The following is a 17,800-nucleotide window of genomic DNA, read 5'->3' as shown; positions in this document are numbered from 1 at the left end:
GTTTAAATGCTAAAAATGCGTTTCCAGCTTTTCTTCTTTAATTGAATAGTAGTATTATTTTCTTTGTTGAATTTTGCCACAATTTCTGGTTCATGAAGCTTATAAAATTCTGGGTCAAAGTTAGCGTCTGCCAGATGTTCTAATACATAAGTTACAGAACGTTTTTCTGTCAGAACTTTATCGAAAAAGGTATGACGCATACGTATTCCTAAAGTGTTTATTCCGATAAATTCTTGCGTGTTTTTATCATAATTTAATCGAATACATTTTTTACCATTTTCATGCTCCCAATAAAAATGAGTTTCATTTTCTTTAGGTTGTGCCCATACCCAACCATAGGTTTGGTATTCGATATCAATAAATTTAGCAGAGTTAAACCAATGCCCAGGTTTATATTGGGTCTTGTTGCCACAAATAGTTTGCGCAACGGTTTCCCCCATCATTCTACCAGTATACCAAACAGCTTCAATAGGACGTCGAAACCCGATAGCTTCGTGTTGTTCAGCGCAATCGCCAATAGCATAGATGTCTTTGATGTTGGTTTCTAAAAAACGATTTACTTTAACTCCTTTACTAAGTTCAATTTCTGAACCTTTTAAAAAATCGATATTTGGAGAAACTCCTGCGGTTAATCCCACAACATCACAAATGATTTCTTCACCAGTTTCTTCAATAATTACAGATTTTACATGTCCGTTTTCATCAGCTTTAATTTCTTTAAGATTCACTCCTAAACGCAAATCAATATGGTTTTCTAAAATTTCACGATTTATCATAGCTGATTCTTCTGGAGGTAATACGTTGTTCCAAAAACTATCTTCACGAACTAAAAAAGTAACAGGAATATTTCTACTATGAAGCATTTCGGCTAGTTCAATACCTATTAATCCTCCACCAACAATTACCGCTCTTTTGCATATTTGATTATTTGGAGCATATTTTTCAAGTGACTCTAGGTCTTGTTTGTGATACATGCCCATTACTCCCTCTAAATCCTGCCCTGGCCAACCAAACTTATTAGGTTTAGAGCCTGTAGCGATGATTAATGTATCATACGCTAATTTTTCACCATTACTAAATTCAATTTCTTTGGTTGATGAATGTATTTTAGCAACATAATCTTTTTTGAGTTCGATGTTGTTTTTCTTCCAAAACCATGATTCATAAGGTTTTGTATGCTCAAATTTCATGTGTCCCATATACACATACATTAATGCTGTTCTTGAAAAGAACTCTTCAGTTTCAGCAGAAATAATGGTGATTTTTTTGTCTGATAATTTTCTAATGTGTCTTGCAGCAGTAACACCAGAAATTCCATTACCAATTATAACAACATGCTCCATAAATATTGATTTGCAGTTTAGGTCGTTGCTAAAGTTAAGAACTTAACAAAGAAAGGATATTTAAAATCGATATAAATAGTTGTTAAAAATGAGAGTAGAAAAAAACCGATGAAATTATCATCGGTTTTTTAAGTTGAGTTTTATTGAAGAATTATTTCTTTTTAGGATGTACTAATTTCATTTCATCAATTAAATGTTTTGCTCCAGCATATTTATCAATGATAAATAAAATATAACGAGCATCAACCATGATGTTTCTACAAATTTCAGGATCGTAATTCATATCACTCATCGTACCTTCCCACACACGGTCAAAGTTTAATCCGATTAAGTTTCCGTGAGCATCGATAGCTGGACTACCAGAGTTACCTCCTGTTGTGTGGTTGGTTCCTAAGAAACATACAGGAACTTTTCCGTTTTTATCAGTGTATTGTCCAAAATCCTTAGCGTCATATAAATCACGTAATTTTTGTGGAACATCGAACTCATAATCACCAGGAACGTATTTTTCAATAACACCATCTAAATAACTTACGGGGTTGTAGTATACTGCATCTCTAGGAGAGTATCCACGAACTTGACCGTAAGTAACACGTAAAGTGCTATTAGCATCAGGAAAATAGCGTGCATTTGGTAATGCTTCCATTAATGCTTTCATGTATGTTTTTTGTAACGCTGTAATTGGCTGATTTTTCTGTTGAAACTCAGGATTGATTTTTGTGTAAAACTCTTCAATCATAGGCTTAGCATATTGGTAAGCAGCATCTTTGTTTAAGTTTTTTACCACCTTTTTAGCGTCTCCTTCTAATAATTGTAAAGCTTTATTTAAATCAGTAAAATTTGTTTTGTCATAAATAGAAGCATCTACATTAGTAGGATTGTATAAAGGCATTACATTTTTAAACACTCCTTTATCAACATTTACATCAAAGTTTTTGTGAATTCCTTTAATTCGATTTACCAAAGAAGTTTTGGCTTCTTCAAACTTTTCAGGTTTGTTTAAGGCTACTTGTTCTAATTGATATGCTCTAAAAGTCATTTGCATCAATTCGTTGGTAACCAAGAAAACTTCAATAAAGTTTCTTCTTTTAATATTAATACCAGCAAAATCTGCATATAACTTTTCGAAGTCAGGAAGAATATTTCCGTAGTTTTTTTCTAATCCTTTTTCCTTTAGTGCTTTTTTGAAAGTGGCTTCGAAAGCTTGACGCTCTGCAATAGCATTACTTTTTTTAATACCTAAGTTTTCACCAATCCATTTTTTCCATGCATTTGCAATACGAGCTTGTTTTGATGCATATTTGATACGAACAGCATCACTTGCTTTCATTTGTGCATCAATTTCTTTCAATGCAGCTTCTCGAATAGCAATATTACTAGGGTTGAATTCTTGTGTAATGTGTTTTATGGCAACAGCAGGCAAGTATTCGTTTGTACGACCAGGGAATCCAAAAACCATGGTGAAATCACCTTCTTCAATTCCGTCTAAAGAAACAGGTAAAAAGTGTTTTGGCTTGTAAGGAACATTGTCTTTGCTGTATTTGGCTGGACGGTTATTTTTATCAGCATAAATTCTGAATAAAGCAAAATCTCCTGTATGACGTGGGAAAACCCAGTTATCTGTATCACTACCAAACTTTCCGATACTACTTGGTGGTGCACCTACTAAACGAACATCATCAAATCGTTCAGTAACAAATAAGAAATACTGGTTTCCTTTGTAAAAAGGTTTTACTTTAACACCTTGCCATGCTTCTTTTTGTACATTTTTTTGAATTTCATTGATATTTTTATCAATTGTAGATTGCTTTTCACGCTCACTCATTGTGTTGGTAACTCCGTTTAACGCTTTAGCAGTTACATCATCAATACGAACAATAAATTCAACATATAGCCCTTTATTAGGTAATTCTTCTTTTTTATTCATTGCCCAAAAACCATCTTTTAGGTAATCATTTTCTAAAGAAGAGTGTGATTGAATTTGCCCAAAACCACAGTGGTGATTGGTTAAAATTAATCCTTCAGGAGAAATAATTTCACTAGTACAACCTCCATTAAAATGCCCAATAGCATCTTTTAAACTTGAGTTATTTACATCATAAATGTCTTTAGCGGTAAGTTTACTTCCTAAAGAGGTCATTTCTTGTTCATTCATTCCTTCTAAAAGAGAAGGAATCCACATACCTCCTTGCTGTGCAGTAACTTGAACGACAATAAATAAGAATAGAATTTTTATATACTTCATCTGTTTATTTTTAAAAAGCTAAAGATACAAATTGGCAGCAAAACAGCTAATTGAAAGTATTAAGTAATAGGTTAAAAAAGACTTAAAATGTTATTTTTTTCCTATTGGATATATTTCTTGATGAAGAAAATCTTTAGGGAATTTTTCATCCCCGTCAAACCCAAGTTCTATATCTCGTCCGTTATACGGAATATAGTCTGTTTTAAAAATGTAGTCCCAAATGCTTAGTGTAATACCAAAGTTCACTCCCATTTTTCTGTCTTCAGGAAGCTCTTTTGCATGATGCCAAATATGCATTCTTGGATTGTTTAGAATATATTTTAACCAACCATAGTCCCAATTAATATTGGCATGATTTAAATGACCAATAGTAATATTAAAAAAATGAACAATAGCAACGTCTTGTGCTGTGAACCCACCCATAATAGCTAACGGGATATATTTCATTGAGTTGTAAACAACAGGCTCCATCCAATGGTAACGCAAGTGAGCAGCAAACCCCATTTGTTTTACTGAGTGATGTACTTTGTGGAAGTTCCATAAAAATTCATACCGATGCAGTAACGTGTGTGTAAACCACTGAACAAAATCAATAATGATAAAAAATACTAAGAGCCTCGCCCAATAAGGAAATGTGTTGATGTCGAATAATTGAAAATTCGCAACGGATAGTCCAACCAAACCTAAAATATCATTAAAAAACTGCTCTGCTGTATTTGACAAAGCAATAAGTACGATAAGGTTTAGTAAAAAGAAATTGAAGAACATGTAAAATGTATCTAACCAAAAATCTTTTCTAAATAAAGGTTGATTTTTACGCCAAGGAAACACAATTTCTAATCCCCATACCAGTAGAGAAATAATAATTAATCCGTAAAAATAATTTTCCCAGTTCAACTCCATTAGTACTGATTGTTTAATATAGTTCCAGTAACCAGTGTATGAGTTTTTTATGATGTCTAGGTACTTATCCATATGTTTTTCAGATAAAAATATTTCGTAAATTTAATGAAATAAATATGCTTGAAATGTTACCTAGGTTACAATGATTTGTTAAAAACAAAAGAGACTGCCTTTGTAGACAGTCTCTTGGTTGTATGTAAAAAATTAATTTACTTACTTTTTGTTAGTCTCTTTAATGTACTTTTCTAAAGCCATCGTCATTGAAGGAGTTTCAGGTGTTGGTGCAGCGATGTCTACACGTAAACCTCTATCTTCAACAGCTTTGATAGTTGAGTTACCAAATACAGCAATTCTAGTATTATTTTGCTTAAAATCAGGGAAGTTTTCAAATAAACTATCAATTCCTGATGGACTAAAGAACACTAAAATATCATAAAAAACGTCCTCTAAGTCAGATAAATCACTGACTACTGTACGATATAAGTCAGCACGTTTCCAGTCAACACCTAACTTATTTAACTCTTCTGGAATTAAATCTTTCAATTTATCAGAAGAAGGCAATAAGAATTTTTCGTCTTTATGTTTTTTAATTAATTTAGTTAATTCAGGAAACGTTCTGTTTCCAACATAAATTTTACGCTTTCTGTAAACTACATACTTTTGTAAGTAGTAAGCTACTGCTTCTGATTGACAAAAATATTTCATGTCATCAGGTACTGTAAAACGCATTTCTTCTGCAATTCTAAAAAAGTGATCAACAGCATTTCTACTAGTTAAAATAATTGCAGTGTAGTTTTTTAAGTCTACCTTTTGAGCTCTTACCTCTTTTACAGGGATTCCTTCGACATGTATAAATGAGCGAAAGTCAACTTTTACTTTTTGTTTTTCGGCTAAGTCGAAATACGGTGAAGTTTCTGTCTTTGGTTTTGGTTGAGAGACTAAAATAGTTTTCACTTTCATAAACATTCTCTTTATTACGTAGTTGTTGTTTTATAAAGAATTAATAGCGGTGCTATTTCGAGGGTGCAAAAGTACAAAATAAAATAAAACAACTTACTAAGAACAAGCTTTTTATTATTTTTTAGTATTAAAAAAGCCCTAATGATAAGTAATACAAAGAAAGAGGAAACTAAGAATAGTTTATTAGGAAGAGTATATTGATACAATATAATGACAGGAAGTAGCCATATACAAAGTACATACAAATAACCTGATTTTGTGTATAAAAAATAGTTAAGAATGGGAGTTAGCCCTAATATATTAATAATTGCGTGATCTAAAAATAATCGTAAAGAAAGGTAAGTTGTAACAAATAAAAATACTCCCAGAAAAGCTAAAAAACCTTGAGGGTAAAATTCTGCAAGTACAGCTTGGAATAAAAACAAAGAAATTACAATCGTAGAAAAGAAAAATAAAAACAATCTAAAAGGAGTGAAAAAAGAATCTCCTTCTTCAATTCTTTTATGAAAAAAACCAGGAGAAATAAAAGCAACAACGTAGCCATACAATTGAGTGGGCTTAATTAGTTTCATTAATGCTAGTAGTATAATTGCAGCAACAATAACCAAGGTTACCCAACTACTATCATTAATAATTCGCTCTATTGCTTGCAATTGTTTTATACTTTTAATTAACACAAAATTAGTAATAAATTAGTGTATCTTTGCCTTGATTTATATGAAAATTACATGAAGTCAGACGCCTTAGTCATAATCCCCACTTACAACGAAAAAGAAAATATCGAAGCTATTATTCGAGCAACTTTTAGTCAAGAAAAGGCGTTTCATGTATTAGTAGTTGATGATAACTCACCTGATGGAACTGCAAAAATCGTAGAAAATTTACAACAAGAGTTCCCTAGTCAGCTTTTTTTAGAGAAAAGAGAAGGTAAAAATGGTTTAGGTACTGCCTACATTCATGGATTCAAATGGGCCATTGCCAAGAAGTATGACTACATTATTGAAATGGATGCCGATTTTTCACACAACCCCAACGATTTAATTCGATTGTATAACGAATGTGCTATTGAAGGAGCCGATGTAGCAATAGGATCAAGATATTCAGTAGGAGTAAATGTAGTAAACTGGTCAATGAGTAGGGTACTATTATCGTATTTTGCATCAAAGTATGTGAGATTGATTACACAAATGCCTATTCATGATACTACAGCTGGTTTTGTGTGTTATAAAAGAAAAGTGTTAGAAAGAATTAAGTTAGATAAAGTGAAGTTTGTGGGTTATGCATTTCAGATTGAAATGAAATACAAAGCTTGGAAACATCAATTTAATATAAAAGAAGTTTCAGTTATTTTTACGGATAGAGTATTAGGAAAATCGAAACTTAGTAAAGGAATTATCAAGGAAGCTGTTTTTGGCGTGATAAAAATGAGAATTAACGGATTACCAAAATAACAACATGCAATCATATTTAATTAAAAACGCACAAATCGTTAACGAAAACAAGGTTTTTAAAGGCGATGTTTTAATAGAGGGAGAATTTATTAAAGAAATAGGAGAAAATATAATTCCTACCGATGACGTATTAATGGTAGATGCAGAAGGAAAGTTTTTAATTCCTGGTATGATTGACGACCAAGTGCATTTTCGTGAGCCAGGTTTAACACATAAAGCAAACATAGCTACAGAAAGTAAGGCAGCAATTGCAGGAGGAATTACGTCGTTTATTGAAATGCCAAATACAGTACCACAAGCAACAACTCAAGAATTATTAGCAGACAAGTTTGATATTGCAAGTAAAACATCGTATGCTAACTATTCGTTTATGTTTGGTGGAACTAATGACAACTTAGAAGAACTATTGAAAACGAATCCAAAAGACGTTGCGGGGATCAAGTTGTTTTTAGGCTCTTCAACAGGAAATATGTTGGTTGATAATGAAGAAGTATTAGAAAAAATATTTTCATCAACTAAGATGTTAATCTCTGTGCATTGTGAAGATGAAGCAACTATTAGAAAAAATACAGAAGAATACAAAGCAAAATACGGTGATGATATTCCTGTAAAATACCATCCGTTGATTCGTAGTGAAGAAGCATGTTATTTATCGTCTTCAAAAGCAATTGAATTAGCAAAGAAAACAGGAGCACGTTTACATATTTTTCATTTATCTACAGAAAAAGAAACACACTTATTCCGAAATGATATTCCATTAGAAGAAAAGCAAATTACTGCTGAGGTTTGTGTACATCACTTATGGTTTACCGATGCTGATTACGATAAAAAAGGAACACATATTAAGTGGAATCCAGCTGTGAAAACTCAAAAAGACAAAGATGGTTTATGGAAAGCCTTGTTAGATGATAGAATTGATATTATTGCAACCGACCATGCCCCTCATACGATAGAGGAAAAAGATAACGTATATACAAAAGCACCTAGTGGAGGTCCGTTAGTGCAACATGCAGTTCTAGCTGTTTTAGAAAAGGTGAAAGAAGGAGTGCTGTCAATAGAAAAAGCAGTAGAAAAGATGAGTCACAATCCAGCAAAAATCTTTAAAGTCGAAAAAAGAGGATTTATAAAAGAAGGTTTTTATGCTGACTTGGTTTTAGTTGATGCAGATAAGAAATGGACTGTTGATAAAGAAAATGTGTTATATAAATGCGGATGGTCTCCGTTTGAAGGTGTTGAGTTTTCAAATCAAATAACACATACTTTTGTAAATGGAAACTTAATGTATAACGAGGGAATTTTTAACGAAGAAATTAAAGGGAAACGATTATTATTTAACAGATAGATGAGAAAAGCAGCTTATATACTTATCGGTTTATTTTTAGTTTCGTGTACCAGTAATACGATTTATAAAAAGCCAGAAAATCTGATTTCAAAAGATTCGATGGTTTTGTTGTTAACTGATATGTATATAGCTTCTTCTGCTAAAAATCAAAAAAATAAGTTTTTAGAACGAGAGGATAATTACATGTTTTTGGTGTATGAAAAATATAAAATAGACACTACTCGTTTTGATATTAGCAATGTTTATTACACCTCACAAGTTGATGAATATACAGAAATCTTAAAAAAGGTAAAACGTAATATAGACTCTTTAGCTACTTTCTATAAAGAAATGAAAAAAGAGCAAGACTCTATAAAAGGAAAAGACAAAATACTAAAAGATTCTGTTTTAAATGACAAGCGAGTGTTCAAAGAAGTTCCTGAAGAGTTATTAATAGAAAGAGATTATAAAGAACTAGAGAAAGTAAAATAAGAATCTATTTTCTAAAGTCTCTACAAGTTTCTGAAATCACTTCATTAATTGATTCAAATTCAAAATCAAGTTGTTCTATAATCTTTTTTGAAGTATAAAACGAGGTGTTATGGGCACATTTAGCTGAGTTTTTGGTCAATAAAGGCTCTTTTCCTGTAAGTTTTGTTATAAGCCAATCAATTCTCCAAAAAATAGCAGTTGCTAATTTCCCTACTTTTTTAGAGGGTCTTTTTTTCTGTAAACCATCAGCAATAGCATTAAATACTTCTTGAAACGATTTATTTTCTGAAACTAAAATACAACGTTCATTTTTTATGTCAGAATTCATCAAGTTAATCATTGCTTTTACCACATCTTTAACTCCAACAAATCCAGTTTTACCTTCGGTATAAAAGTTAAAGCCATTATTTACTTGAGTAAACATTTTTCCTGAGCCTTCTTGCCAAAAACCACTACCTAAAATAACACCAGGATTTACAATTACAACATTCAATCCTTCTTGACTTCCTCTCCACACTTCCATTTCTGCACCATATTTGGTAATTGCATATCCGTGATTTTCATCAGCATCAGACCATTCGTTTTCTTCATTAATTAGCTTTCCGCTAATCGAATTTCCTACAGCAGCAATAGAGCTTACAAAACAGAATTTTTTAACGCATGCATCAATAGAAAAGTTAATAAGGTTTGCAGTTCCTTCAATATTAACTTGACGCATTTTTTTATAATCCTTTGGTTTAAAAGAAACTAAGGCAGCGCAGTGGTAAACTTCGGTAACATTGTTAAAAACGGGTTCTAATGAAGGGGTTTCGGTAATATCAGCTTGAATCCATTCAATTTTAGAGAAATGTTGTTGAACATCATCTGTATAAAAAGAAAAGATTTTTTTTACGTGCTCACGCTTTTCTTCTGTTCTAAAAATAGCTCGAATTGTATCGTTTTTTTGGCTTAAATGATATAATAAATGTGAGCCTACTAAACCTGTTCCTCCAGTAACTAAAATCATACAGCGAATTTAGTTTATTTTGGTTGATAAACTTATCTTTGCGTCTTTAAAAATAGAATAAAATGACCAAGAATTTAGTAGAAGAATTACGATGGCGTGGAATGATTCACGACATTATGCCAGGAACCGAAGAGCAACTTCAAAAAGAAATGACATCGGTTTATATTGGTTTTGATCCAACTGCAGATTCGTTACACATTGGTAGTTTAGTTCCAATTATTTTACTAGTTCACATAGAAAAAGCAGGGCATCAGCCAGTAGCTCTAGTAGGAGGTGCAACCGGTATGATCGGTGATCCAACAGGAAAATCTGATGAACGTAATTTATTAAATGAAGAAGCTTTAGCTAAAAATGTTGCAGGTTTAAAAAGAACGTTAGGTCGCTTTTTAGATTTTGATAACGGGGCTAAAAACTCTCCTTTATTAGTAAACAATTACGACTGGATGAAAGATTTTTCATTTATCGAATTTGTACGTGATGTTGGTAAGAGAATCACTGTAAACTACATGATGGCAAAAGATTCTGTAAAAAAGCGTATTACAGGAGAAGCAGGTAACGGAATGAGCTTTACAGAGTTTACGTATCAATTAATTCAAGGGTATGATTTCTATCACTTATATAAAACCTTAAACTGTAAATTACAAATGGGAGGTTCTGACCAATGGGGTAATATTACCACAGGTACAGAACTAGTTCGTAGAATGACACCAGGAGAAGATGCAAAAGCATTTGCAGCTACTTGCCCATTAATAACAAAAGCTGACGGTTCTAAATTTGGAAAATCCGAAGGAGGAAATGTTTGGTTAGATGCCGATAAAACGTCAGTCTACAAATTTTACCAATTTTGGTTAAACACTTCGGATGAAGATGCTGAAAAGTATATTAAAATATTTACGTTTTTAGATAAAGAAACTATTGATGCTTTAATTGCTGAACATAAAGAAGCACCACACCAAAGAGCATTACAAAAGAAGTTAGCTGAAGAAGTAACAATTTTCGTACATTCTAAAGAAGAGTTAGATAAAGCGATTGCTGCTTCAAATATTTTATTTGGCAAGTCAACAGCTGATGATTTAAAAAACTTGGATGAGCAAACTTTTTTAGACGTTTTCGATGGTGTACCGCAAGCTCAGGTAACTTCTCAAGATGTTTCTGAAGGCTTAGACATGATTTCAGCGTTAGCCGCTAAAACAGGTTTCTTAAAATCTAATGGAGATGCTCGTAGAGCCTTAAAAGAAAACTCAATATCAGTAAATAAGGAAAAAGTAAGTGAGGACTTTGTAATCACTTCGAAAGATTTAATAGCTGATAAGTATGTGTTACTACAAAGAGGTAAGAAAAATTATTTTTTATTAAAAGTAGCATAAGTAATACCTAATATAATTTAAAAAGCCCTTGATAGAAATTCTACCAAGGGCTTTTTGCGTTTATAAACAAAGGGAAACTTTTAAGAAACAGCTTTAAAATCGAATGTTAAAGGGCATCTTTTACAATTAATGCCTTTCTTTTGGTACTTATTACAGCATTTACTCTTAGGTTTAATGCAGTTACTTGAGCAAGGTGAATTGCAAATTGTAACTTCCTGCAGTTTTTTTACAGGGGTAATAGAGGTAACTTTCTTGGTTTCAGTATAAAAAACAATCATTATCTTTTCGTAAAATCCGTGCAAATATAAGTTTTTTATTTAGAATAAATTAAAATAAAGGAAAAAAATCATATTCTTTGTTATTGCTTATCAGAAGGGATAATCGTATCTTTGTAGAAGTAAAAAAGCCCCTTTTTCTTGTTGAAAAAACTTAGCATATATTTTTTTGTTGCATTGTACATGATAGCCATGTTACGCCCCATAGCTCCTTTTGTAGAATATGCAATAAATTACGATTATATCTCAAAAGTTTTGTGTATCAATAAAGATAAACCAGAGTCAAACTGTAATGGTAAATGCCAGTTAATGATGGAGCTTGAACAACAACAAGATGATGATTTTAAATCGTTGCGAATTTCAATGGAAGAATATCCTATCGGGTTTATTTCTATTTTAAATGTTGATGTAGACGATAAGCTATTTGTAAAAGAAAAAGAATCATTTTCTTATAAGAAAAACTATTACTACTTATTTAATCAGGAAGTATTTCACCCTCCTACATTTTAATTTTTTTATACAGTTTTTTACATCGTAAACAATTCAAAAAACTTTTGAATTGATAGGTGTTGCTATACAATTATGTAAAAATTAAATTCAATTTTAATGAAAAATTTAGGATGGATGCTTCTTAGCATCTGCACAATAGCTATGTCTGCTCAAGAACAAAAAAAAGACACAGTTAAACAAGAAACTATACAGTTAAATGAAGTAATCGTTGAAGGAAAAATAAAAACAAATCCTGTTCATGCTACCGTTAAAAATGATTATCAAAAAAAGGTAATTCAACCTAAAAATGTAGTAGATTTATTTTCTGAAATCAACGGGTTTTCGGTGATAAAAAGAGGAAACTATGCAATGGATCCAACATTTAGAGGAGCTGCCTACGAGCAGTTAAATGTGATGTACGACGGAGGTACAAAAGCAGTGAATGCTTGTCCGAATAGAATGGACCCCATCACCACACACATTATTCCAGAAGAAATTTCAAAAATAGAAATCATTAAAGGACCTTTCACAGTACGATATGGAGCAACTTTTGGAGGTATCGTAAATATGGTGACAGAAAATCATAACAAGTTAGAAAACGGATTCCACGGAAAATTTTCAACAGGATATGAAACCAATGGAAATTCATTTGTAAACATGTTGCAATTACAACATGTTACCAATAAATTTGATGTGGTAGGAAATGTAGGCTACCGAAACTTTGGAGATTATAAAGACGGAAGTGGTACAGAGATTCCTTCATCATTCACTAGTACCGATTATGGAGTTAAATTAGGGTATAACCTTACTGAACATCAACGTTTGCAAGCACATTGGCGTCAATCGTTTGGTAGAGACGTAAAACATGCTGCTTTACCAATGGATACCGATTATGACAACAGTACAATTGTATCGTTAGATTACAAAGCAATAAATATAGGTAGCACCTTAAAAACAATTACCACCAAAGGTTTTTACAGCTATGTAGATCATTTAATGACGAATACAAATCGTCCGAATTATCACATGGTTTTTGCTTCATCACCAGTAGAATCAACAACCATAGGAGGTAAGATAGAGTTTGAGTTAGACTTGCATAAAAATCTTGATTTGTTTGTGGGAAGTGATGTTAACCATATACAAAGAGAAGGAAATCGTACACGTACTATTAAAATGATGAATGGTATGATGTTGCCAACACCAATGGTTAAAGTAGACAAGATTTGGCAAGATGCTTATATTAATGATTTCGGAATGTTTTCTGAAGCAAAATTTAACCTGGCACCTAAAACTATATTAACTACAGGTTTTCGAGTAGATTTAGTAAGTGCTAACGCCATAGATTTAGAAGCAGATTTTGCGGCAAGATATCCTGTTGTAAAAACAAACGAAACCAATGTGAGCGGTAACATTTCGGTAAAACACGCATTTTCTAAAAAAGCAATTTTAGAAGCTGCATTTGGTAGAGGAGTACGTACTGCAAATATGGCTGAGCGTTATATCAATCATTTTACGATTGGTTCAGATTCGTACGAATATTTAGGAAACCCGATGTTGCGACCAGAAGTAAATAACCAATTTGAGTTAGGATTAAAAGGAAAATTAGGATTGAACAACAACTTGCAATTACATTATCAAACATCAGCGTTTTACTCAATTTTTGAAGATTATATTTCAGCAGTGGTTGATCCAACCATTCCAAGGAAGTTCATGCCAAATCAAAAACCAGAGTTTACAAAAGTGTTTACCAATATTGAAGATGCTAGCAAAACTGGATTTGAAGTAGCTGCAAAGTTGCAAATGTTTAATGATTACTATTTTCAAACAGAAGTAGCCTATGTAAAAACAGAAAACAAAGATTTTGATGAATCGTTGCCATTGAATCCGCCTTTCACTTCAAAAATTTCTATGGGAGTAGACAAAGAAAAGTATTGGGCAAAAGCACAGTATAACGTAGTGTCAACTCAAAAAGATATAGCTCCTTCTTTTGGTGAAACTGAAACAGAAGGTTACCAAACTTTTGATATAAAATTAGGGGTAAAACCGTTTAAAAATTTTACGTTAGGGGTAGCTTGTTTAAATGTGTTTGATGAGAATTATATCAACCACTTAAACTTTTCATATAAAAACCAAGCAGATTTGCCAATGGTAAGAATTCATGAACCAGGAAGAAACTTTACAGCATTCTTACAGTATAAATTTTAATTTTCGAGTAAGGTTACTTAAATTTGGTGACTAATCTCCCAAATATTAACTAAAAATTTAAAAATGAAAAAATCAATTTTCTCAATTATTGTATTTGCTATAGCCCTAGTATTTTCTAACAAAGTTGTGGCTCAAGACTTCCCTAATTTAGATAAAAGTCCGATGGATGCAGCAACATATCCAAGTAGTTACAGAAATTCCGATAAAAAAGTAAAAATTATTTATAGTCGTCCTCAGTTAAAAAGAAGACCAGTATCTCGTTTAGCAGTTGCAGGTAAAGTATGGAGAACAGGAGCAAATGAAGCCCCAGAAATTACTTTTTACAAAGATGTAACCTTTGGAGGAAAAAAAGTAAAAGCAGGAACATACTCGTTATTTACCATTCCAGGTGATAAAGAGTGGACGGTTATTTTAAATACTGCTAAAAATGTTTGGGGAGCTTATTCTTACAACGAATCAGATGATGTAGTACGTGTTACAGGAAAAGTTTCTAGAGCAAACGAAAATATTGAAGCTTTCTCAATCGCTTTTGATGGTGAAGAGGATGTTTTTAATATGTATTTAGGTTGGGGTAATGTTGTAGTTACTGTACCGATTAAAGGGTAAAACTTATTTAAAATAAATAAAAGGCTTCATTGGTTTTGTACTAATGAAGCCTTTTTGTTTTTATAGCTTTTCACATCCAAACGATAATTGTAAATTTGCATCCTTTAAAACAAGCGATTACAAATGCAATACAATCACCAAGAGATAGAAAAAAAGTGGCAAAAGTACTGGGCAGATCAAGGTACATTTAAAGCTGAAAATAATTCTGATAAACCAAAATATTATGTGTTAGACATGTTTCCTTATCCATCAGGAGCAGGATTACACGTTGGGCATCCGTTAGGATATATCGCATCTGATATTTATGCACGTTACAAGCGTCATAAAGGGTTTAATGTATTGCACCCACAAGGATATGATTCTTTCGGATTACCTGCTGAACAATATGCGATTCAAACAGGACAACATCCCGCTATTACTACTGAAACGAACATCAAAACCTATCGTCGTCAGTTAGATAATATCGGGTTTTCATTTGATTGGTCTCGCGAAGTTCGTACTTCGAACCCTGAGTATTATAAATGGACACAGTGGATTTTTATTCAACTATTCAACTCTTGGTATAATAAAGACACAGATAAAGCAGAAGATATTGCAACCTTAGTAGCTAAATTTGAAGCAGAAGGGAACGTGAACGTAAATGCTGTTTCTGATGAAGATATAGCTGTTTTTTCTGCAGAAGAATGGAAAAACTTCTCTGACAAAGAACAACAAGAGATATTATTACAATACCGTTTAACCTTTTTGTCTGATACAGAAGTAAACTGGTGTCCTGCTTTAGGAACGGTATTAGCAAACGATGAAATTGTTAACGGAGTTTCAGAACGTGGTGGACATCCTGTAGTTCGTAAAAAAATGACCCAATGGTCTATGCGAATTTCTGCGTATGCACAACGTTTATTAGATGGATTACAAAATATCGATTGGCCACAACCTTTAAAAGACTCTCAAACCAACTGGATTGGTCGTTCGCAAGGAGCGATGGTTGCTTTTGATGTTGATGGACACGATGCTAAAATAGACGTGTTTACTACACGTCCTGATACTATTTTTGGAGTGTCTTTTATGACCTTAGCTCCAGAGCACGACTTGGTGGCGAAAATTACTACTGCTGAACAAAAAGAGGCTGTTGAAGCTTACGTAGAAGCTACAGCAAAACGTTCTGAGCGTGATCGTATGGCAGATGTAAAAACCATTTCAGGAGTGTTTACTGGTGCGTATGCTTTACACCCATTTACAGGAAAACAAGTGCCGATTTGGATTGGTGATTACGTATTAGCAAGCTACGGTACAGGGGCTGTTATGGCGGTACCATGTGGTGACCAACGTGATTATGATTTCGCAAAACACTTCGGATTAGAGATTCCGAATATTTTTGCAGATGTTGATATTTCTGAAAAAGCGAATGATGCTAAAGACGGAATTAAATTAGCAAACTCTGATTTTTTAGACGGTTTAAATTATAAGAAAGGAATGAAAACTGTAATCTACGAATTAGAAAAACGTGGATTTGGTTACGGAAAAATAAACTATCGTTTACGCGATGCAGTATTCAGTCGTCAACGTTATTGGGGAGAACCATTCCCAGTATATTACAAAGACGGAATGCCGCAAATGATTGAAGCGAAGCATTTACCAATCGTATTACCGGAAGTAGAGAAATATTTACCTACTGAAGACGGAAAACCACCGTTAGGAAATGCTGAGGTTTGGGCGTGGAATAGTATTGAGAATAGAGTAGTGAGTAATGAGTTGATAGACAACGAAACTGTTTTCCCATTAGAGTTAAACACAATGCCAGGGTGGGCAGGAAGTTCTTGGTATTTTAACCGTTATATGGACTCGAATAATGAAGGAGAATTCGTAAGTAAAGAAGCGGTTGACTATTGGAAGCACATAGATTTATACATTGGAGGTTCTGAACATGCTACAGGACACTTATTATATGCACGTTTTTGGCAAAAATTCTTATTTGATAGAGGATTGTTACCTGTGGATGAGTTTGCTAAAAAACTAATCAACCAAGGAATGATCTTAGGAACTTCTGCTTTTGTGTATAGATATACTTTAGAATGTACAGTAAAAATTGATGGTATAGAAGATATTTCTAATTTTTACACATACAAAAAGAGTTTTATGCTTTCCAAAGGATACATGGTAAATAATAAAGCAAATGAAAATGTTTTTAATATTTGTTGTGAAATAATAAGAGAGCAATTAAGAAAAGACTCACCTGATATTAATAACATTGAAATTAATTTTTTAGAAGAGTATATCGCACCTATACATGCTGATGTTTCGTTGGTAAATTCTTCTGATGAGCTAGATGTTGAAGCATTTAAGAATTGGAGAGAAGAATTCAAAAATGCTGAATTTATTTTAGAAGACGGAAAATACATTGTTGGTCGTGAGGTTGAAAAAATGTCGAAATCGAAATACAATGTGGTAAATCCAGATTTAATTTGTGAAGAATACGGTGCGGATAGTTTACGTTTATTTGAAATGTTCTTAGGGCCGTTAGAGCAAACCAAACCCTGGAAAACATCTGGTATTTCAGGAGTGTATTCTTTCCTAAAGAAATTATGGAAATTATTTGCTGACGAAAATGGTATCAACGTTTCAGACGAAGAGCCAACTAAAGAAGAATTAAAAACCTTACATAAAACGATTAAGAAAGTAGAAGAAGATATCGAGAACTTCTCGTTCAATACGTCAGTTTCTACCTTTATGATTGCGGTAAACGAGTTGACTGCTCAAAAGTGTAATAAGAGACAAATATTAGAGCCCTTATTAGTGCTAATTTCTCCGTATGCACCACATATTGCAGAAGAATTATGGAGTCAGTTAGGACATGATGAGTCTATTGCAACCGTAGCTTTTCCAAAATTTGAAGAAAAGCATTTAGTTGAAAGCTCTAAAAACTATCCGGTATCTTTCAATGGAAAAATGCGATTTACTTTAGAGTTACCGTTAGATATGAGTAAAGAAGAAATTGAAAAAACGGTAATGTCGCACGAAAAGACACAAGCACAATTACAAGGAAGAGAGCCAAAGAAAGTAATTATCGTTCCTGGTAAAATTATTAATATTGTAGGGTAACAATACTATAGAATATTATTAATCAAAAGCCTTTACAT

The 17,800-nt window shown here is 32.8% G+C and carries 14 protein-coding genes; 8 read left to right on the top strand and 6 right to left on the bottom strand.

Translation table 11 applies throughout. The annotated features are described in order from the left end of the window. Nucleotides 1-2: 2 nt before the first annotated feature. From Q0663_RS00370 to Q0663_RS00350, 5 genes are all read right to left on the bottom strand, one after another. Complete coding sequence (locus tag Q0663_RS00370) at nt 3-1,343, bottom strand: FAD/NAD(P)-binding oxidoreductase (RefSeq protein ID WP_299004632.1); 1,341 nt, start codon at nt 1,341-1,343, stop codon at nt 3-5. Nucleotides 1,344-1,494: 151 nt separating this feature from the next. Beyond that, on the bottom strand, nt 1,495-3,588 hold the full coding sequence (locus Q0663_RS00365) for a S46 family peptidase (RefSeq protein ID WP_299004629.1): 2,094 nt from the start codon (nt 3,586-3,588) through the stop codon (nt 1,495-1,497). Nucleotides 3,589-3,678: 90 nt separating this feature from the next. Beyond that, complete coding sequence (locus Q0663_RS00360) at nt 3,679-4,563, bottom strand: sterol desaturase family protein (RefSeq protein ID WP_299004626.1); 885 nt, start codon at nt 4,561-4,563, stop codon at nt 3,679-3,681. A 141-nt stretch (nt 4,564-4,704) separates the two neighbouring features. After that, nucleotides 4,705-5,451: a uroporphyrinogen-III synthase gene (locus Q0663_RS00355; RefSeq protein WP_299004623.1), complete on the bottom strand. Its 747-nt coding sequence runs from the start codon at nt 5,449-5,451 to the stop codon at nt 4,705-4,707. 14 nt (nt 5,452-5,465) lie between these two features. Further along, the gene (locus tag Q0663_RS00350) at nt 5,466-6,104 is read right to left on the bottom strand and encodes a DUF4271 domain-containing protein (protein ID WP_299004620.1); all 639 of its coding nucleotides are present in this window, start codon (nt 6,102-6,104) and stop codon (nt 5,466-5,468) included. Between the two features lie 75 nt (nt 6,105-6,179). Between Q0663_RS00350 and Q0663_RS00345 the strand changes: the two genes are divergently transcribed. Genes Q0663_RS00345 through Q0663_RS00335 form a run of 3 tightly spaced genes read left to right on the top strand, consistent with a single transcriptional unit; the run spans nt 6,180 to nt 8,715 of the window. Continuing rightward, complete coding sequence (locus tag Q0663_RS00345; RefSeq protein WP_299004617.1) at nt 6,180-6,902, top strand: polyprenol monophosphomannose synthase; 723 nt, start codon at nt 6,180-6,182, stop codon at nt 6,900-6,902. A 4-nt stretch (nt 6,903-6,906) separates the two neighbouring features. Continuing rightward, entirely contained in the window at nt 6,907-8,244 is a 1,338-nt protein-coding gene (locus tag Q0663_RS00340; RefSeq protein ID WP_299004614.1) for a dihydroorotase, read from the top strand. Beyond that, nucleotides 8,245-8,715, top strand: coding sequence for a DUF4296 domain-containing protein (locus Q0663_RS00335; RefSeq protein WP_299004611.1), 471 nt, complete (start codon nt 8,245-8,247; stop codon nt 8,713-8,715). A 4-nt stretch (nt 8,716-8,719) separates the two neighbouring features. Here Q0663_RS00335 and Q0663_RS00330 read toward each other — a convergent pair whose 3' ends face one another. Next, nucleotides 8,720-9,721: an SDR family oxidoreductase gene (locus Q0663_RS00330; RefSeq protein ID WP_299004608.1), complete on the bottom strand. Its 1,002-nt coding sequence runs from the start codon at nt 9,719-9,721 to the stop codon at nt 8,720-8,722. A gap of 62 nt (nt 9,722-9,783) precedes the next feature. Here Q0663_RS00330 and tyrS point away from each other — a divergent pair, with 62 nt between their 5' ends. The 5 genes from tyrS (at nt 9,784) to Q0663_RS00305 (ending at nt 17,762) form a co-directional block, all read left to right on the top strand. Continuing rightward, nucleotides 9,784-11,088: a tyrosine--tRNA ligase gene (tyrS, locus tag Q0663_RS00325; protein WP_299004605.1), complete on the top strand. Its 1,305-nt coding sequence runs from the start codon at nt 9,784-9,786 to the stop codon at nt 11,086-11,088. Between the two features lie 419 nt (nt 11,089-11,507). After that, a complete protein-coding gene (locus tag Q0663_RS00320; protein WP_299004601.1) occupies nt 11,508-11,873 on the top strand; it encodes a hypothetical protein in 366 nt (121 codons plus the stop codon). A gap of 96 nt (nt 11,874-11,969) precedes the next feature. Continuing rightward, nucleotides 11,970-14,057, top strand: a complete 2,088-nt coding sequence (locus Q0663_RS00315) for a TonB-dependent receptor (RefSeq protein ID WP_299004598.1) — start codon at nt 11,970-11,972, stop codon at nt 14,055-14,057. A 63-nt stretch (nt 14,058-14,120) separates the two neighbouring features. Continuing rightward, the gene (locus tag Q0663_RS00310; protein WP_299004595.1) at nt 14,121-14,663 is read left to right on the top strand and encodes a DUF2911 domain-containing protein; all 543 of its coding nucleotides are present in this window, start codon (nt 14,121-14,123) and stop codon (nt 14,661-14,663) included. A gap of 123 nt (nt 14,664-14,786) precedes the next feature. After that, nucleotides 14,787-17,762: a leucine--tRNA ligase gene (locus Q0663_RS00305; protein WP_299004592.1), complete on the top strand. Its 2,976-nt coding sequence runs from the start codon at nt 14,787-14,789 to the stop codon at nt 17,760-17,762. Nucleotides 17,763-17,800 lie beyond the last annotated feature (38 nt).

Source organism: uncultured Tenacibaculum sp. (assembly GCF_947504135.1).
GTDB lineage: Bacteria > Bacteroidota > Bacteroidia > Flavobacteriales > Flavobacteriaceae > Polaribacter.
The sequence above is the reverse complement of the archived record's forward strand: the minus strand, read 5'-3'. Positions and strand labels throughout refer to the sequence as shown.